The organism is Streptomyces radicis (assembly GCF_003626575.1).
Taxonomy (GTDB): domain Bacteria; phylum Actinomycetota; class Actinomycetes; order Streptomycetales; family Streptomycetaceae; genus Streptomyces; species Streptomyces radicis.
In genome coordinates, this window is record NZ_RBDY01000003.1 from 344,995 (window position 1) to 369,436 (window position 24,442).

The window sequence follows — 24,442 nt, forward strand, 5'->3', positions numbered from 1 at the left end:
GGCTCGCCACCCACCGCGGTCGCGGCCTACCCTGGGGCCATGGGCTGGACCGTACGCGACATCCCCGACCTCAAGGGCCGCACCGCGGTGGTGACGGGCGCGGGCAGCGGACTCGGCTATGTCACCGCCCGCGAGCTCGCCCGGCGCGGCGCCCGTACCGTCCTGGCCTGCCGCAGCCAGCGGAGCGGCCAGGACGCGCTCGAACGCCTCTTCGGCGAAGTCCCCGAGGCCCGGGCGGAGATGCAGCTCCTCGACCTCGCCGACCTGGCCTCCGTACGGGCGTTCGCGCTCGAGTGGGGCGACCGGCGGCTCGACCTGCTCATCAACAACGCCGGGCTGATGGCCGTTCCCTATGCCGAGACGGCCGACGGCTTCGAAATGCATTTCGGCGTCAACCACTTGGGGCACTTCGCCCTGACCGGACTGCTCCTCGACCGCCTGGTCGCCTCGCCCGGATCCCGCGTGGTCACCGTGTCGAGCCTGCTCCACCTCATCGCCGACGTCGATCTGCGCGACCTCAACTCCCAGCGGCGCTACCGGCGTTGGGTGGCATACGGCCGATCGAGGACGGCCAACCTCCTCTTCACCCACGAGCTGGCCCGCCGCCTGCGAGGCCGCGACGTGGTGGCCGTGGCCGTCCACCCCGGCTGGGCCGACCCGGGGCCGCCCGCGCGGGGTCGGCGCGGGCGGCCCACGCGGCTCGCCCACCGCCTGGTGGCCGCGCCCCCCGAGGTGGGCGCGACGCCGTCGCTGTACGCGGCGACGGCACCGGCGATCGCCCCCGACTCGTTCACGGGCCCGAGCGTGCTGGGCGCGCGCACCCCCAGGGGCGGCCCCGGCGGCCCCTGGCGCGCCCCCTGGACCCGCAACGCCAGGACGGCGGCCCACCTGTGGCGGGCGTCCGAGGAGCTCACGGGGGTGCGGTGGGAGGGGTGAGCCGCGCCCGACGGCGTAGCGTCGCCCTGTACGCGGGTCGTTCCGCGGGGTCGTTCCGTGGGTCGTTCCGTCGGGGGATGATGGGTGATTTCTGCGGTGTCGACATGGACGAGGATCTCTACGCGCCGCTGTTCCCCAACGGCTCCGAGTTGGACGTCGATCGGTCCTTCGACGACTACGCCCACGGGCCCCTTCGGGGCTGCGAACTGTCCGTGGACGGCGAGGCCTTCGTCGAGGCGGACGCGGCCGGTACCGGCTCGTTCGACCGGTGGGAGCTGGGTGATCTCAGCCTGGACGACGCCGAGAACGTGCCGGGAGACCACGAAGCGCTGGTCTGGCCCGGCGTGGCCAAGGCCATCGCACCCTGCACCGTGCAAGGCCCGAGCGGGGAGCCCTCCATCAGGGAGCCGCGCGTCATCGTCGAGGCCGAACACCCGGGCGACGACGCCGAGTCCGTGGAGGCGCTCTCCCGCCTCATCCAACCGTTCCTCGCGGGCGCTCTCGAGATGACGCCGTGCCAGGGGCACGGCGCCGGGTGAGGCGTTCCGTTCTCCTCGTCCACGGCGTTCCCACTCCCACCGCCCAGTGCCGCGCTAGGGCCTGTCTGACAATTCCCGGTGGATCAGCGAGCGGCGGATGGCGCCCGCCTGGCAAGGCGCCGGATCGCAGCTCGTACTTGGCCGTACTCGCGCGATTCGGCAACGCAGCCAGGCGGGATGCCAGTCGTCGCGAGCCCGCCGGGGATTGTCAGACAGGCCCTAGGTCAGCAGCTCCAGGCCGAGCGGCGTCAGGGTGTGCAGCACCTCGCTGCCCCTGCGCGTCGAGTGGATCAGGCCCGCGTCGCGGAGGACGCGGGCGTGCTGACTGGCCGACGCCGGGGACACGTTGGCGCTGCGGGCCAGCTCGCCCGTGGTCGTGCCGCTGCCGATGCAGCGCAGGACGCGGGCGCGCGTCGTGCCGAGGAGGCGCGGAAGTGCCATCGGGCTGCCGGACGTCGGAGGCGCGTGCTCGATCGGATAGACCAGCACCGGGGTCTGGCCGTCGTCCGCGTAGGTGACCGGGCGGCGGGAGCAGAAGAAGGACGGGACGAGCAACAGGCCCCGGCCGCCCGGGTGGAGGTCGCGCGCCACGGGGTAGGGCGCCTCCAGGACGGGGGCGTTCCAGCGCAGGACCGGGCGCATGCCCTCGAGCAGGCCCTGCGCGCCGCCCGACATCAGGTCGCGGGCGCGGACCGCGCGATCCGCCGCCACGTCGGCGTGCACCCGGGCCCACACCGACGCGTCGGCCTGGAGCGCGGTGCGGTGGTAGCGCGCCAGGTCGGTGGCCAGCTGCTCGACGGCCTCACGGTCGCCGCCCGCGAGGGTGCGCAGCCAGCCGTGGAACGGCGTCGCCGGGTCGAGGCGGGCTATCTCGGCGGCCAGGCGGCGCCGTGGCGTGGCGCGCAGCGCGTCCAGGCCGCTGTCCCAACTGTCGGCCGCCTGCGGGGGGTTGAGGAAGTCCGGGAAGTAACCCGTCGGCGGTATCAGGGCGCGTAACGTGCCGGGCAGCGCGCCGAGCCGCCGCCGCGCGCCCTCGCGCCAGCCGCCGTAGACGTGCGCCCCGCGCCGGTCGCGGAAGCGGTGCGTGCTGAGCACCGTCTCCCACAGCGGATCGGGACGGTCCGCGACGCGGATGCGGGCCAGGTCCTCGCCGGTGAGATGGATCCGCAGCACCGAGCGCCCTCCTTGTGCAACAACGCTTGCATCACCCCACCCCATTGACCACGGAGTTTCAGCCTACGCCGAAATGATTCGCCCGATGGCCCGGTTGTCCGCGAAGGTGGGGCCGTCCGGCACCGCCCGGTACGGGGGGAACAGCGTCGGCTCCGCTTCGCCACCGCTGTTTACCAGACACGCCGAGGGCAGCTGAGGGGACCTTTCTTCCGCCACGGCGCGTCCTCCGGGCGTGTGCCGGACGCCACGGTGGCCCCACCATGTCCCAATGGTGTAACCGCGCCCCGGAGTTGGCATGCTCCCGTGCCATACTCAGCGCCGAAATCACCGGGGAACGAGTGGCGGGGGAGTCGAGTTGGCCGCCGAGCGCGGGGGCGTCGGCGTGGGCGGAATACGCCTGGCGACGCCCTATCTGGACACCAGCGCCGAGCAGTTGTCGTTCGCCATAGGACTGCCCGCGCGCCCGGCTCTGGCCGTCAGCCGGATCGAACTCGGCGGCGTTTCCCTGGAGTTGCGGCTGCTCGGCGCGTCGCACCAGGTGTTCGCCGGGCCCGTCGCCGAGACGTTGGCCTGTCTGCCGGGGGAGCCGGGCGGGGGACCGCCTCCCTCGGTGGAGCGGGACGTCGAGGGGTGGCGTTACCGGTTCGGCTCGCGGGTCCACCGCCACGCGCCCGAGGCGTTCGCGGCCGAGGCCGCACGGCTGCGCCGCGCGACGGCCGACCGCCCAGGGGCGCTGTGCGGCGTCTTTCCCGGCTCCCCCCACGCCATCACCGCCCTGACCGCGCGGCGGGAGGCGGACGTCATCATCTGGCAGACCTGGCACGCGTACCCGCAGACGGGCCAGATCGTGGAAACCCGGACTCGGCTGGAGGGCCCGTGAAGCGAACTCCCGTGAAGCGCACCAGGATCGTCGCGGCGGCGGCCGTCGCGGGCGCGCTGCTGCTGAGCGGCTGCGGCGGTGGCGACGACGACGACGCGCCGCGCGCCTGGATAGCCAGCACGTACGACCGGGTGCGGACCGATGTCTACGCGGACCCGGCCGATCTCCCGACGCGCGTCGCCGGGGAGATCGAGGACGAGCGGGGCCCCGAGGACCGCGTCACGAGCGAGGACATGGTCTTCCTCTGGTACGACGACGACATCGTGGCGGTGGCCCCGAGCACCGTGGGCGGCAGCGAGATCGAGGTCGGCGACTACGACCGCATGCGCTCGCGCTACAGCGCCCACCTCGGCCGGTGGCCCGTCTCGCAGAGCAGCAGCGGCGGCGACTTCAGGGGCGGCGGCCCCGGCTCGGGCAAGTGACGGCGGCTGGGGCACGTGGCGGAAACGTAAGGGACCGGACGAGGAAGCGACGAGAGAGTACGGAGTGGGAACAACATGGTGGAAGAGATAGTCGAGTCCGCCGGGCAGGCCGTGCTCTACGGTCTGGTCGGCTTCGCCGTCATGGCGGTGGCGTTCGTCGCGCTCGACCTGGTGACGCCGGGGCACCTGTTCAAGGTGGTCTGGTCCGAGCGCAACAAGGGCGCGGCCGTCGTGCTGGGCTCGGAGATGGCGGGCGTTGGCTGGATCGTCGCCGAGGCGATCAGGGCGAGCGAGTCCGAGGCGGGCCTCGACTACGGCCTGCTCTCCACCGGCCTCTACGGCCTCGCGGGCGTCGTCGTGATGACCCTGGTCTTCCTCGTGGTCGGCGCGATCACGCCCGGCCCGATGGGCGCGCGCGTGCTCGAGGACCAGGACGGCCGCCCGCACCCGGCCGCGTGGGTGCAGGGCGCGGTGTACCTCGGCACGGCGCTCATGGTCGGCGCGGCGCTGTCGTGAGTCCGCGCCCCAGGCTGGCGCGGTTCCTTCTGCTGCTGACCGTCTTCCTGTGCGCCGCCTGCGGGTTGGCGTACGAGCTCGCGCTGGTCGCGCTGGGCGGCTACCTCATCGGGAACACGGTCTTCCAGACCTCGCTCGTGCTGTCCGTGATGGTCTTCGCCATGGGCTTCGGCTCGCTCGCGGCCAAGCCCCTGCAACGGCGCGCGGTCGGCGCGTTCGCCGTGGTCGAGGGGATCCTCGCGCTGGTCGGCGGCCTTTCCGTGCTGCTGCTCTACGTGATGTTCGCGTGGCTGAACATCTACACCCCGGCGATGATCGTCGTCGCGTCCGTCGTGGGGCTGCTGATCGGCGCGGAGATCCCGCTGCTGATGACGATGCTCCAGCGCATCAGGCGGCAGGAGCCGGGCGGCGCGGTCGCGGACATGTTCGCGGTCGACTACCTGGGCGCGCTGGTCGGCGGCCTTTCCTTCCCGCTCCTGCTGCTGCCGACGTTCGGGCAGCTCAAGGGCGCGCTGGTGGTCGGCGCGGTCAACGCGGTCGTGGGCATGGCGGCCGTCGTGTGGATCTTCAGGCGCCAGCTGCGCGCGGTGGTGCGCGGCGGGCTGCTCGCCGGGATGGCGACCGTGCTCACGGTCCTCGGCGTGGTGTACGCGTACGCGGAGGACATCGAGGTCACCGCGCGGCAGCGGCTGTACCGCGACCCGATCGTGCACGCCGAGCGCACGCCGTACCAGGAGATCGTGATCACGCGCTCGCTCGGCTTCACCGAGGCCGAGGACCTGCGGCTCTTCCTCAACGGCGACCTCCAGTTCTCGTCGCTCGACGAGTACCGCTACCACGAGGCGCTGACGCACCCCGCGCTCGCGGGCGACCGCTCCGACGTGCTGATCCTGGGCGGCGGCGACGGCCTGGCGCTGCGGGAGGTGCTGCGCTACGACGACGTGGAACGCGTCACGCTCGTCGAGCTGGACGGCGCGATGACCGGGCTGGCCGAGGAGTACGGCCCGCTGCGCGAGCTCAACGGCGACGCGCTGGCCGACCCGAGGGTCACGGTGGTCAACGAGGACGCGTTCACCTGGCTGCGCGAGGCGCCCGGCGGCTTCGACGCGGCGCTGGTCGACTTCCCCGACCCGGAGGACACGGCGACGGCGAAGCTGTACTCGGTGGAGTTCTACGCGATGCTCTCCGGGGTGCTGGCGCCCGAGGGGCGCGTGGTGGTGCAGGCGGGCTCGCCGTTCTTCGCGCCGCGCACCTACTGGTCGATCGACGCGACGCTGCGCGAGGCGGGCCTGTCCACGACGCCGTACCAGGTCGACGTGCCGAGCTTCGGCAACTGGGGCTTCGTGCTCGCCACCGACGAGGCGCCCCACGGGCGGGGCGCGGGGTTCAGCTCGGGGGCCACGACCTCGGGGCCGCCGCTCGCGCTGGCCCCCGACGCGCCGGAGCTGCGTTTCCTCGACGACGCCGTGCTGCGCGCCGCCACGGTCTTCCCGCTGGACCGCCGCGAGCGGGACGTCAGACCGAGCACGCTGATGGACCCGGCGGTGATCGAATACGCCCAGAGCGAGTGGCAGTTCGATTAGCCCTGACCGGGTGGCCGTGTCCCCGCCGCGCGCCACCGAGGGCGGCGGATCGCGAACGCGCCTCGAACATCCCCGAAACCCCGTGGAAACACGGCGGGTCGGGCCGCCGACCGCTCACGCCCTGGCCGGGGTCGTCGCCGCGAGGGCGGCCAGGCGGCGGTCCGCGCTGTCGGGGGCGTAGAGCGACTCCACCACCATCGCCGCCGCCCCGACCAGGCCCGCCCTGTCGCCCAGGCGCGACGTGACCACCTGGAGATACGCCGTGGTCCTCGGCATCGCCCGCTGGTAGAGCGTCTCCCGCACCCCGGTGAGGAACGGCGGCCCCGCCAGGTCGCCCGCGATCATCAGCACCCCGGGGTTGATCAGCGTGACCACGGTGGCCAGCACCCCGCCCACCAGGCGCCCGGCCTCGCGCGCGAGCCGCACCGCGTCCGGGTGGCCGACGGCCAGTTGGTCGCGCACCCCCGAGCCCGACGCGGTCGGCGTGCCCGACGCGGTCAGCTGCTCGGCGAGCGCCCGCCCGCTGGCCACCGCGGCCAGGCAGCCGTAGAAGCCGCAGCGGCACAGGGCGTACCCGTACTCGCTCAGCCTGATGTGACCGATATCACCCGCGGCGCCGTCGATGCCCTGATAGATCTCGCCGCCGACCACGACCCCGGCCCCTATGCCGGTGGACACCTTGATCAGCAGAAACGCCGAACAATCGGCGAAATTCCGCCGCTGTTCGGCGAGGGCCATCAAGTTCGCGTCGTTCTCGAGCAGTACGGGTATGCGCGAGGCGCCGTCGAAGCGCAGCTCGGCGGCAAGCGCCGCCCGCAGCCGCCGCGCCACGGGGTAACGGTCCCAGCCCGGCATCATCGGCGGCTGCACGACCTCGCCCGAGACCGGGTGCACGGGCCCCGGCACCGAGAGGCCGATCCCGCACACCGCGTCCACCCGCACGTCGGCCTTGTCGAGCAGCAGCGCGAACCAGTGGGCCAGCCGCCCGAGCACCTCGTCGGGGCCCTGATTGATCATCAGCGCGCCCGAGTGCTCGGCCAGCACCGTGCCGCCCAGGTCGAGCACGGCCGCGCGGGCGTGGCGCGTCTCGAGGTCGGCGCACAGGACCACGGCGTGGCCCGTGTCGAACGTCAGGCGCAACGAGGGGCGGCCCCCGGTCGGCGCGTCCACCGGATCCCCGGCCGCCTCACGGATCCAGCCCGCGCGGAACAGCTGGTCCAGGCGCTGGGAGACGGTCGAGCGGGAGAGCCCCGTGACCCGTTGCAGCTCTCCCCTGGTGCGCGCCTGACCCCCGCGGATCAGACGCAGCAGGTGTCCCGCGCTCGCCTGGTTCATGGACTGCCTTCCCGGCCCACCGGATCTCGGATTCCCGCCCCCTTCAGCTTGTGAAGGAGATATTACAGCGGTACTTTTGCGTGTTAAGTAGACGTAACTCTGCGGTACCTTCGACAAAACGACAGGTGCGTCCGCCAGGCAGCGAACGCGCCGCCCTCCTCCGGAGCCCACGTGGACACCGCTGATCAACTTCAGCTTCCGAGACCCTCATCGATCGCATACAACGACGCCCGCCGCGTCCTCTCGGGCAACTGGACCGGATGCTCCACGGTCCCCTCGCGCACCCTGTACCCACACCAGTGGAGCTGGGACTCGGGCTTCGTCGCCATCGGCCTGCGCCATCTCTCCCCCGTCCGCGCCCAGAGCGAGCTGGAGTCGCTGCTCGCCGCCCAGTGGGCCGACGGCCGGGTCCCGCACATCGTCTTCAACCCCGCGGTCCCGCTCACCGCGTACTTCCCGAGCCCCGACTTCTGGCGCTCCTCGCTCGCCGGGGACCGCGCGGGGGCGCCGACCGCCGTGGAGACCTCCGGCATCGTGCAGCCCCCCATCCACGCGGTGGCCGCCTGGCTCGTGCACCAGGCCGACCCCGCCGCGTCCGAGAGCCGCGGCTTCCTCCCCCGCGTCTACCCCCGCCTCGTCGCCTGGCAGCGCTACCTCACCGAGCGCCGCGACCTCGGCGGGCGAGGGCTCGCGTCCATCGTCCACCCGTGGGAGTCCGGCATGGACAACAGCCCGTGCTGGGACCCGCCGCTCTCCCGCATCGAGCCCGCCGCAACCGCGACGTTCCAGCGCGCCGACCTCGACCACGGCTGCGCGACCGACCGGCCCACCGACCTGGACTACGGGCGTTATGTCCGCCTCGCCGAGCGGTACCGCGACGACGGGTACGCCGACGACGCGGGCCGCCACCGCTTCGCCGTGGAAGATCCCGGGTTCAACGCCCTGCTGGCCGCCTCCGAGCACGCGCTCGCCGACATCGCGGCCGCGATCGGCGCCGACCCGTACGACCACCAGGTGCGCGCCGAGCAGTTGACGACGGCGCTGCTCAAGCGGCTGTGGAGCCAGGACGACGGCCTCTTCCTGTGCCACGACGTGCTCGCCGGGCGCACGGTGCGCGAGCGCAGCGCCGCCGGGCTGCTGCCGCTGATCCTTCCCGGCCTTCCCGACGAGATCGCCACCGCGCTGCTGGCCACGGCGGCGGGCGAGCACTTCGGCCTCGACGGGTCGGTCCGGCTCGTGCCGAGCTACGACCTCAAGGGCCACGCGTTCGACCCGTGCCGGTACTGGCGCGGACCCGCGTGGTTCAACGTCAACTGGCTGCTCGAGCGCGGCCTGCGCCTGCACGGCGCGGCCGACCGGGCCGACGCGCTGCGCGCCACCCTGCTGGGGGCGGCCGCGGAGTCGGGGTTCGCCGAGTATGTGGACCCGTTCACCGGCCAGGCCAGGGGCAGCCGCGACTTCAGCTGGACCGCGGCCCTCACCATCGACCTGCTCGCGGAGGTAGTCCGTTGATCACGACCGGCCACTGCCTGCTCGTCAACGACGGCACCTTTCTCGCGGTCGGTCCTTCGGGGGACATCACCGGGGAGCGCGGCGCGCACCCGCACGGCCTCTTCGCGCGCGACGCCCGGCACCTCAGCCGCTGGCAGCTCACCGTGGACGGCTCGACGCCGACCGTCCTGATGCCCGCCGAGTCCACGGGCGCGAGCGCGACCAGCGTCCTCACCCCGCCGGGCAGCCGCGCCGAGGCGCCCGCGCTGACCGTCTTCCGCGAGCAGCGCGTGAGCGACGGCGGCCTGGTGGAGCGCATCCGGCTCAGCAGCAACCGAGGCGCGCCCTGCGACACGCTGCTCGCCCTGACCGTCGACGCGGACTTCGCCGATCAGTTCGAGCTGCGTTCCGATCATCGCTGGTACGAGAAGCCCCACGCGGTGCGCACCAGGTCGTTACTCCCCGACGGGGTCGAGTTCGGCTACCGGCGCCGTGAGTGGCACTCGCGCACGGCCGTGACGGCCGAGCCCGCGCCCGACGCGGTCGAGGAGACCGGCAGCGGCGCGCGGCGGCTGTGCTGGCGCGTCGAGCTGCCGCCGCACGGCTCGGCCGAGCTGACGCTGCGCGTCGTGGCGCACCCGTACGGCGCCCCCGAGTCGGCGGCGGTCTTCCCCGACGACCCGGCGCCCGATGAGGTGGACGTCCCCGAGGGCTGGCCCGAGCTCGCCCGCGCGTGCGCGCAGGGCCTCGCCGACCTGACCGCGCTGCGCATGACGGCGGTGGGACCCGAGGGCGAGCCGGTGCGCGTTCCGGCGGCGGGGGTGCCGTGGTTCCTCACGCTGCTCGGCCGCCATGCCGCGATCGCCTCGCTGTTCGCGCTCTCCGCGCGCCCCGCGACGGCGGCGGCGACGCTGCTCGCGCTGGCCGCGGCGCAGGCCACGGGCGAGGACGCCGACCGGCTCGCGCAGCCGGGCAAGATCGTGCACGAGCTGCGCCACGGCGAGCTCGCCCACTTCGGGCAGGTGCCGTACGGGCGTTACTACGGCTCGGTGGACAGCACCCCGCTCTTCCTCGTGCTGCTCGGCGCGCACGCGGAGGCCACGGGCGACGACAAGCTGGCCCACCGCCTCGAGCGGAACGCCCGGGCGGCGGTGGACTGGATGTTCCACTCGGGCGGCCTGGCCGAGCACGGCTACCTGCTGTACCGCGCCGACGAGGGCGGCCTGGCGAACCAGAGCTGGAAGGACTCCCCCGGCGCGATCTGCCGCGCCGACGGCACCCCGGCCAAGGGCGTCATCACGGCGGCCTCGGCGCAGGGTTACGCGTACGACGCGCTGCGCCGCACGGCCCGCGTGGCGCGTTCGACCTGGGACGACCCCAGGTACGCGGACCGCCTCGACGCGGCGGCCGACGCGCTCAGGGCGCGCTTCCTCGCCGACTTCTGGCTGGCCGAGCAGGACTTCCCCGCGCTGGCCCTGGACGGCGAGGGCGAACGCGTCGACGCGCTCGGCTCGGACGCGGGCCACCTGCTGTGGACGGGCATCCTCGACGAGGAGCGCGGCAGGTCCGTGGGGCGGCGCCTGCTGTCGCCCGCGTTCTTCACCGGCTGGGGCGTGCGCACGCTGGCGGCGGGTCAGGAGGCGTACCACCCGCTGTCGTACCACCGGGGCAGCGTGTGGCCGCACGACAGCGCGATCGCGGCGCTCGGCCTCGCACGGTACGGCCTGCACGAGGAGGCGGCGACGCTCGCGCGCGGCCTCCTCGCGATGGCCGAGCGGCACGCCTACCGAATGCCCGAGGTGATCGCGGGCTACGCCCGCGCCGAGCACCCCGACCCCGTGCCCTATCCCCACGCGTGCTCGCCGCAGGCGTGGGCGGCGGCCTCGCCGCTCGCCCTGCGCACGGCGGTCTCGACCGTCGCGGCGGCGGCGCGCTGACCCGGACCGCCCGCCCCTTCCGGGAGGGGCGGGCGGTGCGGGGCGGGGGGCGGTGCGGTCCGGGGCGCGGGGCGTGGCGGTGCGGTGCGGTGCGGGGCGTGCGACGCGGTCGGCGCGCCGAGGCCGTCATCCTCCCGAGGTCGCGGACTCCGCTTCGGCGGTCACCCACGCGGCCGCGTCGTACGGGTCCGCCAACCAGCCGTCGGGGAGCGCCACTCTGTTCCGGCCGGAGGTGCGGCCACGGGGCCCGTCGGCCGCCGCGGGCCACTCCTGGGAGAGGTCAAGGGTGCCGAGCAGGTCCTCGAGCTCGGCGAGCGAGGCGACCACGGCCAGGCGGCCCCGCAGGTCGGAGCCCACGGAGAACCCCTTGGTGTACCAGGCGACGTGCTTGCGGAAGTCGATCACCCCGCGCGCCTCGTCCTCGAGCCACTCCCCCAACAGCCTGGCGTGCCGCAGCATCACGTCGGCGACCTCGCGCAGCGAGGGGCGCGTGTAGCCCTCGGGCCCCCGCCCGTCGAACGCGGCCACCAGGTCGGCGAAGAGCCAGGGGCGGCCAAGGCAGCCGCGGCCCACGACGACGCCGTCGCAGCCGGTCTCGCGCATCATCCGCACCGCGTCGTCGGCGGACCAGATGTCGCCGTTGCCCAGCACGGGGATCCCTGGCACGGCCTCCTTGAGCCGGGCGATCGCGGACCAGTCGGCCAGGCCGCCGTAGTGCTGCGCCGCGGTGCGGCCGTGCAGGGCGATCGCGGTGACGCCCTCGTCCGCGGCGATGCGGCCCGCGTCGAGATGGGTGAGGTGGTCGTCGTCGATGCCCTTGCGCATCTTCACCGTGACCGGCAGGCCGCCCGCCCCCGCGACCGCCTCGCGCAGGATCGCGCGCAGCAGCGGGCGCTTGTACGGGAGCGCCGAACCACCGCCGCGCCTGGTCACCTTGGGGACGGGACAGCCGAAGTTCAGGTCGATGTGGTCGGCCAGGTCCTCGTCGGCGATCATCCGCACCGCGCGCCCGACCGTGGCCGGGTCCACGCCGTAGAGCTGGAGGGAGCGCGGCTTCTCGGCGGCGTCGAAGTGGATGAGCCGCATCGTCTTGTCGTTCCGCTCGACCAGGGCCCTGCTGGTGATCATCTCGCTGACGAACAGCCCGCGCCCGGCCGCGAACTCGCGGCACAGGGTCCGGAACGGCGCGTTGGTGATGCCCGCCATCGGGGCCAGCACCACGGGCGGGTCCACGGTGTGCGGGCCATAGGTGAGCGGAGTCGTCATGGGGCCATTGTCCCCCGGCGGGGCGGGGGACCGCGCGAGGGCGGACAGAATCATGACTGACAGATATTGACATCTGTCAGTTGATGGGTCACTCTGGGGGCATGACGCATTCAGAGACGGCTTCCTCGACGGCCACTTCTTCCCCGGCTTCCCCGGCTTCCCCGGCTTCCCCACTGGCCACTTCCTCGGCATCCGCGACATCCGCGACGCCCACGCGCCGACTCGGGGCCACGGGTCCCTCGGTCTCGGCGCTCGGCCTCGGCTGCATGGGCATGTCCGCGCTCTACGGCGAGGCCGACCGCGCCGAGTCCCTCGCGACGATCCACGCCGCGCTCGACGCGGGCGTCACGCTGCTGGACACCGGCGACTTCTACGGCATGGGGCACAACGAGCTGTTGATCGGCGAGGCGCTGCGCAGGGCGCCGACGGGGGTGCGGGAGCGGGCCCTGGTCAGCGTGAAGTTCGGCGCGCTGCGGACGCCGGAGGGCGCCTTCGTCGGCTATGACGGCCGTCCGGCCGCCGTGAAGAGCTTCGCGGCGTACTCCCTGCAACGGCTGGGCACCGACCACATCGACATCTACCGCATCGCGCGGGCGGACCCGGACGTGCCGATCGAGGAGACGGTCGGCGCGATCGCCGAGCTGGTCGAGAGCGGGCATGTGCGCCACATAGGACTCTCGGAGGTGGGGGCCGACACGATCAGGCGGGCCGCGGCCACCGCGCCGATAGCGGACCTCCAGATCGAGTACTCACTGGTCTCGCGTGACATCGAGCGGGAGATCCTGCCCACCCTGCGGGAGTTGGGCATCGGCGTCACCGCCTATGGCGTGCTCTCCCGCGGCCTGATCAGCGGGCACTGGACGCCCGACCGGCGGCTGTCGCCGACCGACTTCCGCGGCATGTCCCCGCGCTTCTCCCCCGAGAACCTCCAGCACAACCTCAGCCTGGTCGAGACCCTGCGGGAGATGGCCGACGACAAGGGCGTGACGGTCGCGCAGCTGGCCATCGCGTGGGTGCTCGCCCAGGGCGAGGACATCGTTCCACTCGTGGGCGCCAGGACCAGGCAGCGGCTGGCGGAATCGCTCGCCGCGCCGGGCGTTAGTCTCGACACCGACGAGCTGGCCGCCATAGGCAAGGCCCTCCCGCCCGGCTCCATAGCGGGCGAGCGGTATCCGGCGGCCCAGATGCGGCACCTGGACAGCGAGAAGTGAAGTAGGGACGGCATGGCCGAGGCGCTGACGCCCGAGCAGATCCTACGGACCACGGAGGAGGTGCTGCGGCGCTACGGCCCGGCGAAGGCCACCGTGGTGGACGTGGCACGGGCCCTGGGCGTCAGCCATGGCACGGTCTACCGCCACTTCAGGACGAAGGCCGCGCTGCGCGAGGCCGTCACCAAGCGCTGGCTCGACCGCACCACCGAGCAGCTGGAGTCCGTGGTCGCGCGCCAAGGCCCGGCCGAGGAGCGGCTGGTGGACTGGCTGACGGGCCTGTTCACGGCGAAGCGCCACAAGGCGGGCGACGACCCCGAGCTGTTCGCGACCTACACCTCGCTCGTCGGCGAGCACAGCGAGGCGGTGGACCAACATGTCACCGACCTGGAGGGACAGCTGGCCCGGATCATCGAGGACGGCCGCGCGCAGGGCACGTTCACCGGCCTGACCTCGGGACCCGACACCGCGGCCCGCGCGGTCTTCCAGGCCACGGCCCGCTTCCACGACCCCTCGTACGCCCCGCAGTGGTCCCACCCCTCGGTGGACGCGGACTTCGCGGCGGTCCGCGACCTGATCCTGCGCGGCCTGACCTCTTGAGCGACGCCGGTCGCGTCCCGGGTGGGGCGGACCGGCGCCGGTCGGGAGGGGCGGGGGTCAGCAGCCCACGAGGCGGGCGCCCAGGTAGGACTCGATCTGGTCGAGCGAGACCCGCTCCTGCTTCATCGAGTCACGCTCGCGCACGGTCACGGCGTTGTCGTCCAGGGTGTCGAAGTCGACCGTCACACAGAACGGCGTGCCGATCTCGTCCTGGCGGCGGTAGCGGCGGCCGATGGCGCCCGCGTCGTCGAACTCGATGTTCCAGCTCCGGCGCAGCGCGGTGGCCAGGTCGCGGGCCTTCGGGGAGAGCTGGGGATTCCGGGAGAGCGGCAGCACGCCCACCTTCACCGGGGCCAGGCGCGGGTCGAGGCCGAGCACGGCGCGCTTCTCCATCTTGCCCTTGGCGTTGGGCGCCTCGTCCTCGCGGTACCCGTCGAGGAGGAACGCCAGCATCGTGCGGCCCACGCCCGCGGCCGGCTCGATGACATAGGGGGTCCAGCGCTCGCCGGCCTCCTGGTCGAAGTAGCTCAGGTCCTGGCCCGACGCCTTGGAGTGGGCGTTGAGGTCGTAGTCGGTGCGGTTGGCGACGCCCTCGAGCTCACCGAACTCCGAGCCCTGGAAGTTGAAGCGGTACTCGATGTCGGCGGTGCGCTTGGAGTAGTGGGACAGCTTCTCCTTGGGGTGCTCGTACCACCGCATGTTCGCCTCGGAGAGGCCGAGGTCGCGGTACCAGCTCCAGCGCTGCTCCATCCAGTACCCGTGCCAGTGCTCGTCCTCGCCGGGCTTGACGAAGAACTCCATCTCCATCTGCTCGAACTCACGGGTGCGGAAGATGAAGTTGCCGGGGGTGATCTCGTTCCTGAAGGACTTGCCCATCTGCGCGATGCCGAACGGCGGCTTGCGGCGCGACGTCTGCTGCACGGCGGCGAAGTTGGTGAAGATGCCCTGCGCGGTCTCGGGCCGCAGATAGGCCACCGAGCCCGAGTCCTGCGTCGGGCCGAGGTGGGTGGAGAGCAGCCCGGAGAACTGCTTGGGCTCGGTGAAGGTGCCTTTGTTCCCGCAGTTGGGGCAGTTGAGGTCGGCGAGGCCGCCGGTGGGCGCGTGGCCGTGCTTCGCCTCGTACGCCTCCTCCAGGTGGTCCGCGCGGAAGCGCTTGTGGCAGGAGGTGCACTCGGTCAGCGGGTCGGTGAAGGTGGCGACGTGCCCCGACGCCTGCCACACCTCCGTGGCCAGGATGACCGACGAGTCGATCCCGACGACGTCGTCGCGCGAGGTGACCATGGCGCGCCACCACTGGCGCTTGATGTTCTCCTTCAGCTCCACACCCAGCGGTCCGTAGTCCCAGGCGGCACGCTGCCCGCCGTAGATCTCGCTGCTGGGGTAGACGAAGCCACGGCGCTTGCTGAGGCTGACGATGGTGTCGATCTTGTCGGCGGCCACGGTGCTCTCTTCAGGACGAAGGACGACATGGAATTGCCTCAGGTTACCGGCGTACAAGGGGGCCGCAGCAAATCGGTAACGGGAATCGGGACAGGCCACGGCACCCCCCTCCCACCGGGCCTGTCGTCAGGCCGACGTTGACCCATTTGACAATCATTTCCATTTGTAGTGAAAATGGCTGTCATGACAGCCAGACGCCGCTCGCGCTCCCGGATACGCACCCCCGCCCTGGCCGCCGGTGCCACGGCACTCGGCCTGCTGGCCCTCTCGGCCTGCGGCTCGGACGACGGCGGGGGCGGGGGAGACGAAGGACGGGGCGGGGACGGCCGGTTGAGCGTGGTGGCGTCGTTCTACCCGATGGAGTTCCTGGTCGAGCGCATCGGCGGCGACCACGTCTCCGTCGAGACCCTCACCGAGCCGGGCGCCGAGCCGCACGACCTGGAGATCACCCCCCGGCAGACCGCCTCACTCCACGAGGCCGGCCTCGTCGTCTACCTGGCCGGGCTCCAGCCCGCCGTGGACGACGCGATCGAGCAGTCGGGCGCGGAGCACGTCGCCGAGGCCACGTCGTTCACCACCCTCCACGAGGAGGAGGGCGCCGAGGACGAGGGCCACGCCGAGGACGAGGGCGCCGAGGAGGAGCACGACCACGAGCACGAGGGCGGCCTCGACCCGCACGTGTGGCTCGACCCGCTGAAGTACGGCGAGATCGCCGAGGGCGTGGGCGCCGCGCTCGCCGACGCCGACCCGGACAACGCCGCCGACTACGAGCGCGCCACGGCCGAGCTCACCGACGAGCTGACCGCGCTTGACCAGGAGTTCAGCGAGGGGCTCGCCACGGCCGAGACGGACACGTTCATCACCGCGCACGCGGCGTTCGGCTACCTCGCCGAGCGCTACGGCCTCCACCAGGAGTCCATCGCCGGTCTCGACCCCGAGTCCGAGCCCAGCGCGGCCAGGATGCGGGAGCTCCAGGAGATCGCCGAGGCGGACGGCGTGACCACCGTGTTCTTCGAGACCCTGGTCAGCGATGAGACGGCCAGGACCCTGGCGGGCGACCTCGGGATCGACACGGCCGTCCTCGACCCGCTCGAGGGAATCACCGAGGACTCCCCCGGCGCTGACTATCTCGCCGTCATGCGCGCCAACCTGGAGGCCCTCCGCCTGGCGCTCGGCGCCGCCTGACCCCCGGCGGCGCACACGGCGGCACCCGCGGCACCCGCGACAGCGGCACGAGGCACGAGGCACGAGGCACGACGAAACGGAAGAGGTCCCCATGGAGCCCGTGATATCCCTGACCGGGGTCTCCGCCGAGCTCGGCGGGCAGCGCGTCCTGCACGGCGTCGACCTGGCCGTGCACCCGGGCGAGGTGGTCGCGCTGCTCGGCGCCAACGGCTCGGGCAAGTCCACCGCCGTGCGCGCCGCCGTGGGGCAGGTGCCGGTCAGCGCGGGGACGTTGACGCTGTTCGGCACCCCGGTCCGGCGGTTCCGCGACTGGGCCAGGGTCGGCTATGTGCCGCAGCGCTCGACCGCCGCGAGCGGCGTGCCCGCCACCGTGCGCGAGGTCGTCGCGGCCGGGCGCCTGGCCCGCCGCGGCCTGCGCCCGCTGCGCCGCGCCGACCGGGCCGCCGTGGACCTGGCCCTCGACCTGGTGGGCCTGGCCGACCGGGCGAACGACGCGGTGGACGCGCTCTCGGGCGGCCAGCACCAGCGCGTGCTGATCGCCCGCGCGCTGACGGCCGAGCCCGAGGTGTTGATCATGGACGAGCCGCTCGCGGGCGTCGACCTGGCCAGCCAGCGCGTGCTCGCGGGGACGCTGCGGACGCTGGTCGCCGACGGGGTCGCGGTGCTGCTCGTGCTGCACGAGACGGGCCCGCTCCAGCCGTTGATCGACCGGGCCGTCGTGCTGGCCCACGGCCGGGTGGAGCGCACCGTCGAGCACCCGGCGGGGCTCCCCGAGAGCCCCTCATGCCATCCGGCCGACGCCGCGGAGCCGTCGGCCGAGTCGCCGCTCAGGACGGGGATCCTGTGATGTTCGAGCTGCTCGACTACCCCTTCATGCAACGGGCCCTGCTGGCCGCCCTGTTGATCGGCGTGGCCGCCCCGGCCGTCGGCATCTACCTCGTGCAGCGGCGGCAGGCGCTCATGGGCGACGGCATCGGGCATGTCGCGTTGACGGGCGTGGCCCTCGGCTTCCTGTTCGAGAGCAGCCCCGTCTGGACGGCCGTCGCCGTCTCGGCGCTCGGCGCGGTGGGGATGGAGCTGTTGCGCGCCTCGGGGCGTGCGCGCGGCGACATCGCGCTGGCCATGCTGTTCTACGGCGGCATGGCGGGCGGCGTCATGATCATCAACCTGGCGCCCGGCGGCTCGACGGCCAACCTCACCAGCTATCTGTGGGGCTCGGTGACCACCGTCTCGCCCGACGACATCACGGCGATCACGCTGCTCTCGGCGTTCGTGGTGCTGGTGGCGCTTGGGCTGCGCAGGCAGCTGTTCGCGGTGTGCCAGGACGAGGAGTTCGCCCGGGTGACGGGCCTGCCGGTGCGGGCGCTCAACCTCCTGCTGGCCGTCACCGCGGCCGCCACCGTCACCGTCGCGATGCGCGTGGTCGGCCTGCTGCTGGTCAGCGCCCTGATGGTGATCCCCGTGGTGGCCGCCCAGCAGGTCACCCGCGGCTTCGCGACGACGCTGGCCGCGGCCCTGACGATCGGCGTGCTGGTCTCCGTCTCCGGCACCGCCACGTCGTACTACCAGGACGTGCCGCCCGGGGCCACCATCGTGCTCCTGGCGATCGGCGTCTTCGTCCTCGCGGCCCTGCTCGCCGTGCCGCTGGCCAGGCTGCGGACCCGGCGCGCGCGGGCCGCCACCCCGGGCACGCCCCCCGGCTCGCCCCCCGGCTCGCCCCCCGACGCCGGGAGCGACCCTGACCCCGCGCTCACGGCCCGCCCCTGACGGGCGCCCGAAACCGATGCCGAAAGGGGCTACCCTGGCCGAGCAGACGAGGCAGGAACGAACGACGCTCGGGAGGCTCTCCGTGGGGACGGCAGAACCGTCGGTACGCGGCCGGTCGACGCGCCAGCGCGCGGCGGTCGCGGCCGCGCTGGCCGAGGTGGACGAGTTCCGCAGCGCGCAGGAGCTGCACGACATGCTCAAGCACCGCGGCGACTCGGTCGGGCTCACCACCGTCTACCGCACCCTCCAGTCGCTCGCCGACGCGGGCGAGGTGGACGTCCTGCGCACCAACGACGGCGAGGCCGTCTACCGCCGGTGCAGCACCGAGGAGCACCACCACCACCTGGTGTGCCGCTCGTGCGGCAAGGCGGTGGAGGTCGCGGGGCCCGCGGTCGAGAAGTGGGCGGACGCGATCGCCGCCGAGCACGGGTTCGTGGACGTGGACCACACCGTGGAGATCTTCGGCACGTGCGGCGACTGCGCCCACAGGGCCGAGGAAGGCTAACGCCCGTCGTCCGGGACTTCGTCGGGGAGGGCGCCCGCGATCTCGTTGGGGAGGGCGCCGCCGAAGCGGCGGTCGCGGGAGGCGTACTCGACGCAGGCGTCCCACAGGTTGCGCCGGTCGAAGTCGGGCCACAGCACGTCCTGGTAGACCATCTCGGCGTAAGCGCTCTGCCAGATCAGGTAGTTGGACGTGCGCTGCTCGCCCGACGGGCGCAGGAAGAGGTCCACGTCCGGCATGTCGGCGTGGTACAGATACCGCGCGAACGTCCGCTCGTCGACCTTGTCCGGCGATATCCGCCCGGCCCGCACGTCCTCCGCCAGGCGCGCGGCCGCGTCCGCGATCTCCGCGCGGCCCCCGTAGTTGAGGCACATGTAGAGCGTCATCACGTCGTTGTCCCGCGTGCGCTCCTCGGCCACCTGGAGCTTGCGGATCACCGACTTCCACAGGCGCGGCTCGCGCCCGGCCCAGCGCACCCGCACGCCCATGGCGTCCAACTCGTCGGTGCGCCGGTCGATCACGTCGCGGTTGAAGCCCATGAGGAAGCGGACCTCGTCGGGCGAACGCTTCCAGTTCTCCGTGGAGAAGGCGTAGAGCGAGAGGTTCCGCACGCCCATCTCGATGCAGCCCTTGACCACTTCGAGGACGACGCCCTCGCCGACCTTGTGCCCCTCGGTGCGAGGGAGCCCTCGCTGCTTGGCCCAACGGCCGTTCCCGTCCATCACGATCGCGACATGGCGGGGGATCAACTCGCCGGGGAGCTTGGGCGGTCGCGCGCCCGAGGGGTGCGGGTCGGGGGCGCGGTACTCGCGACGCGGCCGGGACGCGAGGATTCCACGGCGGGCCATGGCGAACTCCAGGAGTAGGTGCTGTCCTGCCGCCGAGGGTATCCCTCTCAGCCCTTCTCGACGAACCGCAGGGACCGCAGCCCCCGTTCGAGATGCCAGTGCAGATACGCCGAGACGAGCCCGCTGCCCTCGCGCACATGCCGGGCCTCGGCCCCGTCGGCCGTCGCCCAGTCGCCCGCGAGCAGCGCGCCGAGCAGCCGCAGCGCCCCGGGCGAGGGCACCACGCTGCCGGGAACGCGGCAGTCGCCGCACACCGAACCCCCCGCGGCCACCGAGAAGAAGCGGTTCGGCCCAGGGAGCCCGCACTTCGCGCAGTCGACGAAGGTCGGCGCGTACCCGCCGACCGCGAGCGAACGCAGCAGGAACGCGTCGAGCACGAGCCCCGGCGCGTGCGCCCCGGCGGCCAGCGTCCGCAGCCCGCCCACGAGCAGGAGGTACTGCTGGACGTTCGGCTCGCCCTCGTGGTCGGTGAAGCGCTCCGCGGTCTCCAGCATCGCGGTGCCCGCGGTGTACCGCGCGTAGTCGTCGACGATGTGCCGCCCGTACGGCGCGATCGTCTCGGTCTGCGTGCACAGCGGCAGCCCGCGCCCGACGAGCCCGCTGCCCCGCGCGAAGAACTGCACGTCCACGTGCGAGAACGGCTCGAGGCGCGCGCCGAACCGCGACTTCGTGCGCCGCACCCCGCGCGCCACCGCCCGCACCCGCCCATGGGCCCTGGTCAGCAGCGTGATGATCCGGTCCGCCTCCCCGAGCTTCTGGGTGCGCAGCACGATGCCGTCGTCGCGGAACAGGGTCATGCGGCCATTCTGGCCCATGCCCCGTTCGGCCGACCCCCGCCGGGCGCGGCGGGGGCGGCTCCAGGAAGGTGGAGGGGTGGACCCCTCGGTGACGCCAAGTCGCAGACGGTGGCGCCGCTGGGTCATGTCGGGCGAGCCCGGGCTGCGGGTCGGCCGCCTGAACCTGGCCCTGCTGCTGCCGACCGGGCTGCTCGTCACCATCGCGGCCGTGGACACGCAGACCTCGGGCGATCTCAGGATCGTCACCTGGATCGTGCTGGTGCCGGGTATCGCGGCGGCGCTGTGCGGGGTGGTGGCCACGGCCCTGTTCGCGGCGGGCGCCGCCGCCCTCTTCGCGATCCTCGACCAGGCCCACGAGTACCGCTACCACCGCGGCGCGGTCGACTTCTGGCTCGTGGTGGCGGGCGGGTTGCTCGCCGTGCTCGCCGCGTGGCTGCGCCGCCGCGCCCGCGATCTGCTGGTGCGCGTGGAGAACGCCGCCGACGCGACCCGGCTCGCGGTGCTGCGCCCGATCCCGCGGGGGGCGGGGGGCCTCGAGTCGGCCAGCGTGTACCTGGCGGCGGACAGCGCGGCCCGGGTGGGCGGCGACTTCTTCGACATCCAGCCGTCGCCGCACGGCACGCGCGTGCTGCTCGGCGACGTACAGGGCAAGGGGACGTCCGCGGTGGACGCGGCGGCGGCGCTGCTGAGCGCGTTCAGGGAGGCCGCGTACTACGAGCGGGACCTGGCGTCGGTGGCGTGGCGCCTCGAGACCAGGATGCGGCGGCACAACTACTACATCGCCGCGCTCGGCCAGCCCGACGCGCGCTTCACGACGGCGGTGCTGGTGTCGTTCCCGCCCGCGGACACCGGCTGGATCGAGCTGGTCAACTTCGGGCACCCGGGGCCGCTCGCCCTCGGCGGCACGGAGCGGGTGCGGCCGCTGCCCGAGGGCGAGGGGGCGCCGCTCGGCATGGTCGACCTGGTGGCCAGGGTGGAGGGGCGGAGGTGGGCGGGGTGGCCGCCGACGCGGCGGGTGCCGTTCGGGCGGGGGGAGACGCTGCTGCTGTTCTCGGACGGGGTGACGGAGGCGCGCGACCGGTCGGGCGCTTTCCTGCCGCTGACCGACCGGCTCGAGGAAGACGACGACACCGCGCCCGACACCGTGGTGGACCGGGTCAGCCGGGCGGTGCTCGACCACACCAGGCGGCGCCTGGCCGACGACACGGCGATCCTGGCGGTCCGCAGGACGCCGCCGGAGAAGGAGGGGGAGGAGAAGCGCGAGGGGAGGGGGAGCGTCACGGCCTACGCGTTCCCCGAGCCGCCGCCGGGGGTGCCCTCCCGTCTCGGATGCTGATACGGCCGAGGCGCATGGCGCCCGGGGGATTACCCTGGTCAGGCGATGCGTTTCGGGATCCTTCTCCTTAGCCGCCGCGGCGAGGGTCTGTAGTCAGGCCGACCCCCTCCCCGCGGAGTGCGGCGCTGCCGTCGGCCCCCACGTCCGTCCGCCCGGGAGATTCGCCCCTCATGAGCAAGCCGACCCCGTTGACCGCCGCCTCCGTACGCCAGCGGCCCTCCGGGATGCCGATCCACAAGTACCGCCCGTTCGAGGCCGTCGACCTGCCCGACCGCACCTGGCCGAGCAAGCGCGTCACCGCCGCCCCCCGCTGGCTCTCCACGGACCTGCGCGACGGCAACCAAGCCCTGATCGACCCGATGTCCCCGGCCCGCAAGCGCGCGATGTTCGACCTGCTGGTGCGCATGGGCTACAAGGAGATCGAGGTCGGCTTCCCGTCCTCGGGACAGACCGACTTCGACTTCGTGCGCTCCATCATCGAGGAGGGCGCCATCCCCGACGACGTCACCATCTCGGTGCTGACGCAGGCGCGCGAGGAGCTGATCGAGCGCACCGTCGAGTCGCTCGCGGGCGCCCACCACGCCACCGTCCACCTGTACAACGCCACCGCCCCCACGTTCCGCCGCGTCGTCTTCCGCGGGACCCGCGACGACGTCAAGCGGATCGCGGTGGACGGCACCCGGCTGGTGATGAAGTACGCCGAGAAGCTGCTGGACGACCGGACGGTCCTCGGGTACCAGTACAGCCCCGAGATCTTCACCGACACCGAGCTGGACTTCGCCCTCGAGGTCTGCGAGGGCGTCATGGACGTGTGGCAGCCGGACGAGGGCCGCGAGATCATCCTCAACCTGCCCGCCACGGTCGAACGCTCCACGCCCTCCACGCACGCCGACCGCTTCGAGTGGATGGGCCGCCACCTGTCGCGCCGCGAGCACGTGTGCCTGTCCGTCCACCCGCACAACGACCGCGGCACCGCCGTCGCCGCCGCCGAGCTCGCGCTGATGGCGGGCGCCGACCGGATCGAGGGCTGCCTGTTCGGGCAGGGCGAGCGCACCGGGAACGTCGACCTGGTGACCCTGGGCATGAACCTCTTCTCGCAGGGCGTGGACCCGCAGATCGACTTCTCCGAGATCGACGAGATCCGCCGCACGTGGGAGTACTGCAACCAGATGGAGGTCCACCCGCGCCACCCTTACGTGGGCGACCTCGTCTACACCGCCTTCTCGGGCTCGCACCAGGACGCGATCAAGAAGGGCTTCGAGGCGATGGCCGAGGAGCCGGGCGACGTGTGGGACGTGCCGTATCTGCCGATCGACCCCAAGGACGTGGGCCGTTCCTACGAGGCCGTGATCCGGGTCAACTCCCAGTCGGGCAAGGGCGGCGTCGCCTATGTCCTCAAGAACGACCACAAGCTGGACCTGCCGCGCCGCATGCAGGTGGAGTTCTCGCGGATCATCCAGGAGAAGACGGACGCCGAGGGCGGCGAGGTCACCCCGGCGCTCATGTGGGACATCTTCACCGACGAGTACCTTCCGGCGCCCGGCTCGGGCTGGGGCCGGGTGGCGCTGCGCGAGGCGCAGGCCTCGACGACGAGCGAGGGTCAGGACGCGCTCACGGTGGCGGTCGTGGTCGACGGCGCCGAGACCACGCTGACCGGCACGGGGAACGGGCCGCTCGCGGCGTTCTTCGACGCGCTGGCCACCGCGGGGGTCGTCGGGGACGAGATCCGGCTGCTCGACTACGTCGAGCACACGATGAGCGAGGGCGCGGGGTCGCAGGCCGCCGCGTACATCGAGTGCGCCATCGGGGACCGGGTGCTGTGGGGCGTCGGCATCGACGCGAACATCGTGCGCGCCTCGCTCAAGGCCGTGGTCTCCGCGGTCAACAGGGCGTCGCGCTAGGCGCTGTCCCGGCGCCGGGCGCGCTTGGTGCCGACGCACTACTGACGCGGACGCCCGCCTGTGGCTAACATCACGCCCACGGCAGAGTGGCCGGCGGGTTACGGAGGTACGGCGTGGTGCATCCCCGATTGGCGGGCGTCCGCACGGCCTGGCGCGTGGTGGACGACGGTGATTTCTTCTGCGCCGCCTGCGGCGGCGACCGCTGCTACCGGCGGCTCGCAGGGCGGCGCAGGCTGACCGTCCTCGGCGTGCCGGTGCTGCCGCGCGGCACGGCCGAGCCCGTCGTCGAGTGCGTCTCGTGCCGCGGCCGCTTCCCGCTCACCGCCCTGGACCGGCCCACCACGACCCGGCTCTCCGCGCTGCTGCGCGACGGCGTCCACACGATAGCTCTGGCACTGCTCGCGGCGGGCGGCGGCATGAGCACGAGGGGGACGGCGGGGACGGCCGCGCGGCGGGCGGCCGTGGAGTCGATCCGCGCGGCGGGCTTCCCCGAGTGCACCGAGGAGCGCCTGCTGACGCTCCAGGCCGCGCTCGGCGCGGAGAGCCTCCCGCTGCTCGACCGCGAGGTCAGGGCGACGCTCTCGGAGCTGACCCCGCACCTGGCCTCGCCGGGCCGCGAGGCGCTGCTGCTGCACGGCGCGCGCATCGCCCTGGCCGACGGCCCCTACCACGCCACGGAACGCACCATGCTGACGGCGGTCGGCGAGGCGCTGCGCCTGTCCCCGTCGGACACCGAACGGCTGCTGGCGACGGCGCTCTCGGCGTAATGGCCCCGACGCG

General features: G+C 73.1%; 23 protein-coding genes. 17 read left to right on the forward strand and 6 right to left on the reverse strand.

Going from position 1 to position 24,442, the window contains the following annotated elements; all coding sequences use genetic code 11:
* Positions 1-39 precede the first annotated feature (39 nt).
* Positions 40-936, forward strand: coding sequence for an oxidoreductase (locus tag D7318_RS07160; protein WP_120696006.1), 897 nt, complete (start codon positions 40-42; stop codon positions 934-936).
* 104 nt (positions 937-1,040) lie between these two features.
* A complete protein-coding gene (locus tag D7318_RS07165) occupies positions 1,041-1,475 on the forward strand; it encodes a hypothetical protein (RefSeq protein WP_120696007.1) in 435 nt (144 codons plus the stop codon).
* A gap of 219 nt (positions 1,476-1,694) precedes the next feature.
* Here D7318_RS07165 and D7318_RS07170 read toward each other — a convergent pair whose 3' ends face one another.
* On the reverse strand, positions 1,695-2,648 hold the full coding sequence (locus D7318_RS07170; protein WP_120696008.1) for an ArsR/SmtB family transcription factor: 954 nt from the start codon (positions 2,646-2,648) through the stop codon (positions 1,695-1,697).
* A gap of 355 nt (positions 2,649-3,003) precedes the next feature.
* Here D7318_RS07170 and D7318_RS07175 point away from each other — a divergent pair, with 355 nt between their 5' ends.
* The 4 genes from D7318_RS07175 to D7318_RS07190 all read left to right on the forward strand — a co-directional run bounded on the left by D7318_RS07175 (position 3,004) and on the right by D7318_RS07190 (position 6,049).
* Entirely contained in the window at positions 3,004-3,528 is a 525-nt protein-coding gene (locus D7318_RS07175) for a DUF2617 family protein (protein ID WP_230423465.1), read from the forward strand.
* Positions 3,525-3,950 carry a DUF4247 domain-containing protein gene (locus D7318_RS07180; protein WP_230423467.1) on the forward strand — a complete coding sequence of 142 codons (426 nt, stop codon included), beginning with the start codon at positions 3,525-3,527 and terminating at the stop codon, positions 3,948-3,950. The genes D7318_RS07175 and D7318_RS07180 overlap by 4 nt, the downstream gene beginning before the upstream one ends.
* Positions 3,951-4,025: 75 nt before the next feature.
* Entirely contained in the window at positions 4,026-4,466 is a 441-nt protein-coding gene (locus tag D7318_RS07185) for a DUF350 domain-containing protein (RefSeq protein ID WP_230423469.1), read from the forward strand.
* Positions 4,463-6,049 (forward strand): polyamine aminopropyltransferase, encoded by a 1,587-nt coding sequence (locus D7318_RS07190; RefSeq protein WP_220729531.1) that lies wholly within the window; start codon positions 4,463-4,465, stop codon positions 6,047-6,049. The genes D7318_RS07185 and D7318_RS07190 overlap by 4 nt, the downstream gene beginning before the upstream one ends.
* Before the next feature lie 114 nt (positions 6,050-6,163).
* Here D7318_RS07190 and D7318_RS07195 read toward each other — a convergent pair whose 3' ends face one another.
* Complete coding sequence (locus D7318_RS07195; protein ID WP_120696011.1) at positions 6,164-7,384, reverse strand: ROK family transcriptional regulator; 1,221 nt, start codon at positions 7,382-7,384, stop codon at positions 6,164-6,166.
* A 171-nt stretch (positions 7,385-7,555) separates the two neighbouring features.
* Here D7318_RS07195 and D7318_RS07200 point away from each other — a divergent pair, with 171 nt between their 5' ends.
* Both D7318_RS07200 and D7318_RS07205 read left to right on the forward strand, forming a co-directional pair.
* Positions 7,556-8,896: an MGH1-like glycoside hydrolase domain-containing protein gene (locus D7318_RS07200; protein WP_120696012.1), complete on the forward strand. Its 1,341-nt coding sequence runs from the start codon at positions 7,556-7,558 to the stop codon at positions 8,894-8,896.
* A complete protein-coding gene (locus D7318_RS07205; protein ID WP_120696108.1) occupies positions 8,896-10,812 on the forward strand; it encodes an amylo-alpha-1,6-glucosidase in 1,917 nt (638 codons plus the stop codon). The genes D7318_RS07200 and D7318_RS07205 overlap by 1 nt, the downstream gene beginning before the upstream one ends.
* Positions 10,813-10,938: 126 nt before the next feature.
* On the opposite strand, the gene dusB is transcribed toward D7318_RS07205, so the two are convergent.
* Positions 10,939-12,078 carry a tRNA dihydrouridine synthase DusB gene (dusB, locus tag D7318_RS07210; protein WP_120696013.1) on the reverse strand — a complete coding sequence of 380 codons (1,140 nt, stop codon included), beginning with the start codon at positions 12,076-12,078 and terminating at the stop codon, positions 10,939-10,941.
* Positions 12,079-12,134: 56 nt separating this feature from the next.
* Between dusB and D7318_RS07215 the strand changes: the two genes are divergently transcribed.
* Both D7318_RS07215 and D7318_RS07220 read left to right on the forward strand, forming a co-directional pair.
* A complete protein-coding gene (locus D7318_RS07215; protein WP_408055455.1) occupies positions 12,135-13,289 on the forward strand; it encodes an aldo/keto reductase in 1,155 nt (384 codons plus the stop codon).
* A 12-nt stretch (positions 13,290-13,301) separates the two neighbouring features.
* On the forward strand, positions 13,302-13,886 hold the full coding sequence (locus D7318_RS07220) for a TetR family transcriptional regulator (protein WP_120696015.1): 585 nt from the start codon (positions 13,302-13,304) through the stop codon (positions 13,884-13,886).
* Positions 13,887-13,943: 57 nt separating this feature from the next.
* Here the strand turns inward: D7318_RS07220 and D7318_RS07225 are convergent, their stop codons facing one another.
* The gene (locus tag D7318_RS07225; protein ID WP_113686354.1) at positions 13,944-15,326 is read right to left on the reverse strand and encodes a glycine--tRNA ligase; all 1,383 of its coding nucleotides are present in this window, start codon (positions 15,324-15,326) and stop codon (positions 13,944-13,946) included.
* Positions 15,327-15,500: 174 nt separating this feature from the next.
* On the opposite strand from D7318_RS07225, the gene D7318_RS07230 reads away from it, so the two are divergent.
* From D7318_RS07230 to D7318_RS07245, 4 genes are all read left to right on the forward strand, one after another.
* Positions 15,501-16,511: a metal ABC transporter substrate-binding protein gene (locus tag D7318_RS07230; protein WP_120696016.1), complete on the forward strand. Its 1,011-nt coding sequence runs from the start codon at positions 15,501-15,503 to the stop codon at positions 16,509-16,511.
* A 91-nt stretch (positions 16,512-16,602) separates the two neighbouring features.
* On the forward strand, positions 16,603-17,358 hold the full coding sequence (locus D7318_RS07235) for a metal ABC transporter ATP-binding protein (RefSeq protein ID WP_120696017.1): 756 nt from the start codon (positions 16,603-16,605) through the stop codon (positions 17,356-17,358).
* Complete coding sequence (locus tag D7318_RS07240; protein WP_120696018.1) at positions 17,358-18,278, forward strand: metal ABC transporter permease; 921 nt, start codon at positions 17,358-17,360, stop codon at positions 18,276-18,278. Before D7318_RS07235 ends, D7318_RS07240 begins: the two co-directional genes overlap by 1 nt.
* An 82-nt stretch (positions 18,279-18,360) precedes the next feature.
* Positions 18,361-18,783, forward strand: coding sequence for a Fur family transcriptional regulator (locus D7318_RS07245; protein WP_120696019.1), 423 nt, complete (start codon positions 18,361-18,363; stop codon positions 18,781-18,783).
* On the opposite strand, the gene D7318_RS07250 is transcribed toward D7318_RS07245, so the two are convergent.
* Positions 18,780-19,628, reverse strand: coding sequence for an isoprenyl transferase (locus D7318_RS07250; protein WP_120696020.1), 849 nt, complete (start codon positions 19,626-19,628; stop codon positions 18,780-18,782). The two genes, D7318_RS07245 and D7318_RS07250, sit on opposite strands and share 4 nt — an antisense overlap.
* Positions 19,629-19,675: 47 nt before the next feature.
* Complete coding sequence (gene recO / locus D7318_RS07255; RefSeq protein ID WP_120696109.1) at positions 19,676-20,425, reverse strand: DNA repair protein RecO; 750 nt, start codon at positions 20,423-20,425, stop codon at positions 19,676-19,678.
* 124 nt (positions 20,426-20,549) lie between these two features.
* Between recO and D7318_RS07260 the strand changes: the two genes are divergently transcribed.
* The 3 genes from D7318_RS07260 to D7318_RS07270 all read left to right on the forward strand — a co-directional run bounded on the left by D7318_RS07260 (position 20,550) and on the right by D7318_RS07270 (position 24,429).
* Positions 20,550-21,761: a PP2C family protein-serine/threonine phosphatase gene (locus D7318_RS07260; RefSeq protein WP_120696021.1), complete on the forward strand. Its 1,212-nt coding sequence runs from the start codon at positions 20,550-20,552 to the stop codon at positions 21,759-21,761.
* A gap of 170 nt (positions 21,762-21,931) precedes the next feature.
* On the forward strand, positions 21,932-23,662 hold the full coding sequence (leuA, locus tag D7318_RS07265) for a 2-isopropylmalate synthase (protein WP_120696022.1): 1,731 nt from the start codon (positions 21,932-21,934) through the stop codon (positions 23,660-23,662).
* 113 nt (positions 23,663-23,775) lie between these two features.
* Complete coding sequence (locus D7318_RS07270; RefSeq protein WP_230423472.1) at positions 23,776-24,429, forward strand: TerB family tellurite resistance protein; 654 nt, start codon at positions 23,776-23,778, stop codon at positions 24,427-24,429.
* Positions 24,430-24,442 lie beyond the last annotated feature (13 nt).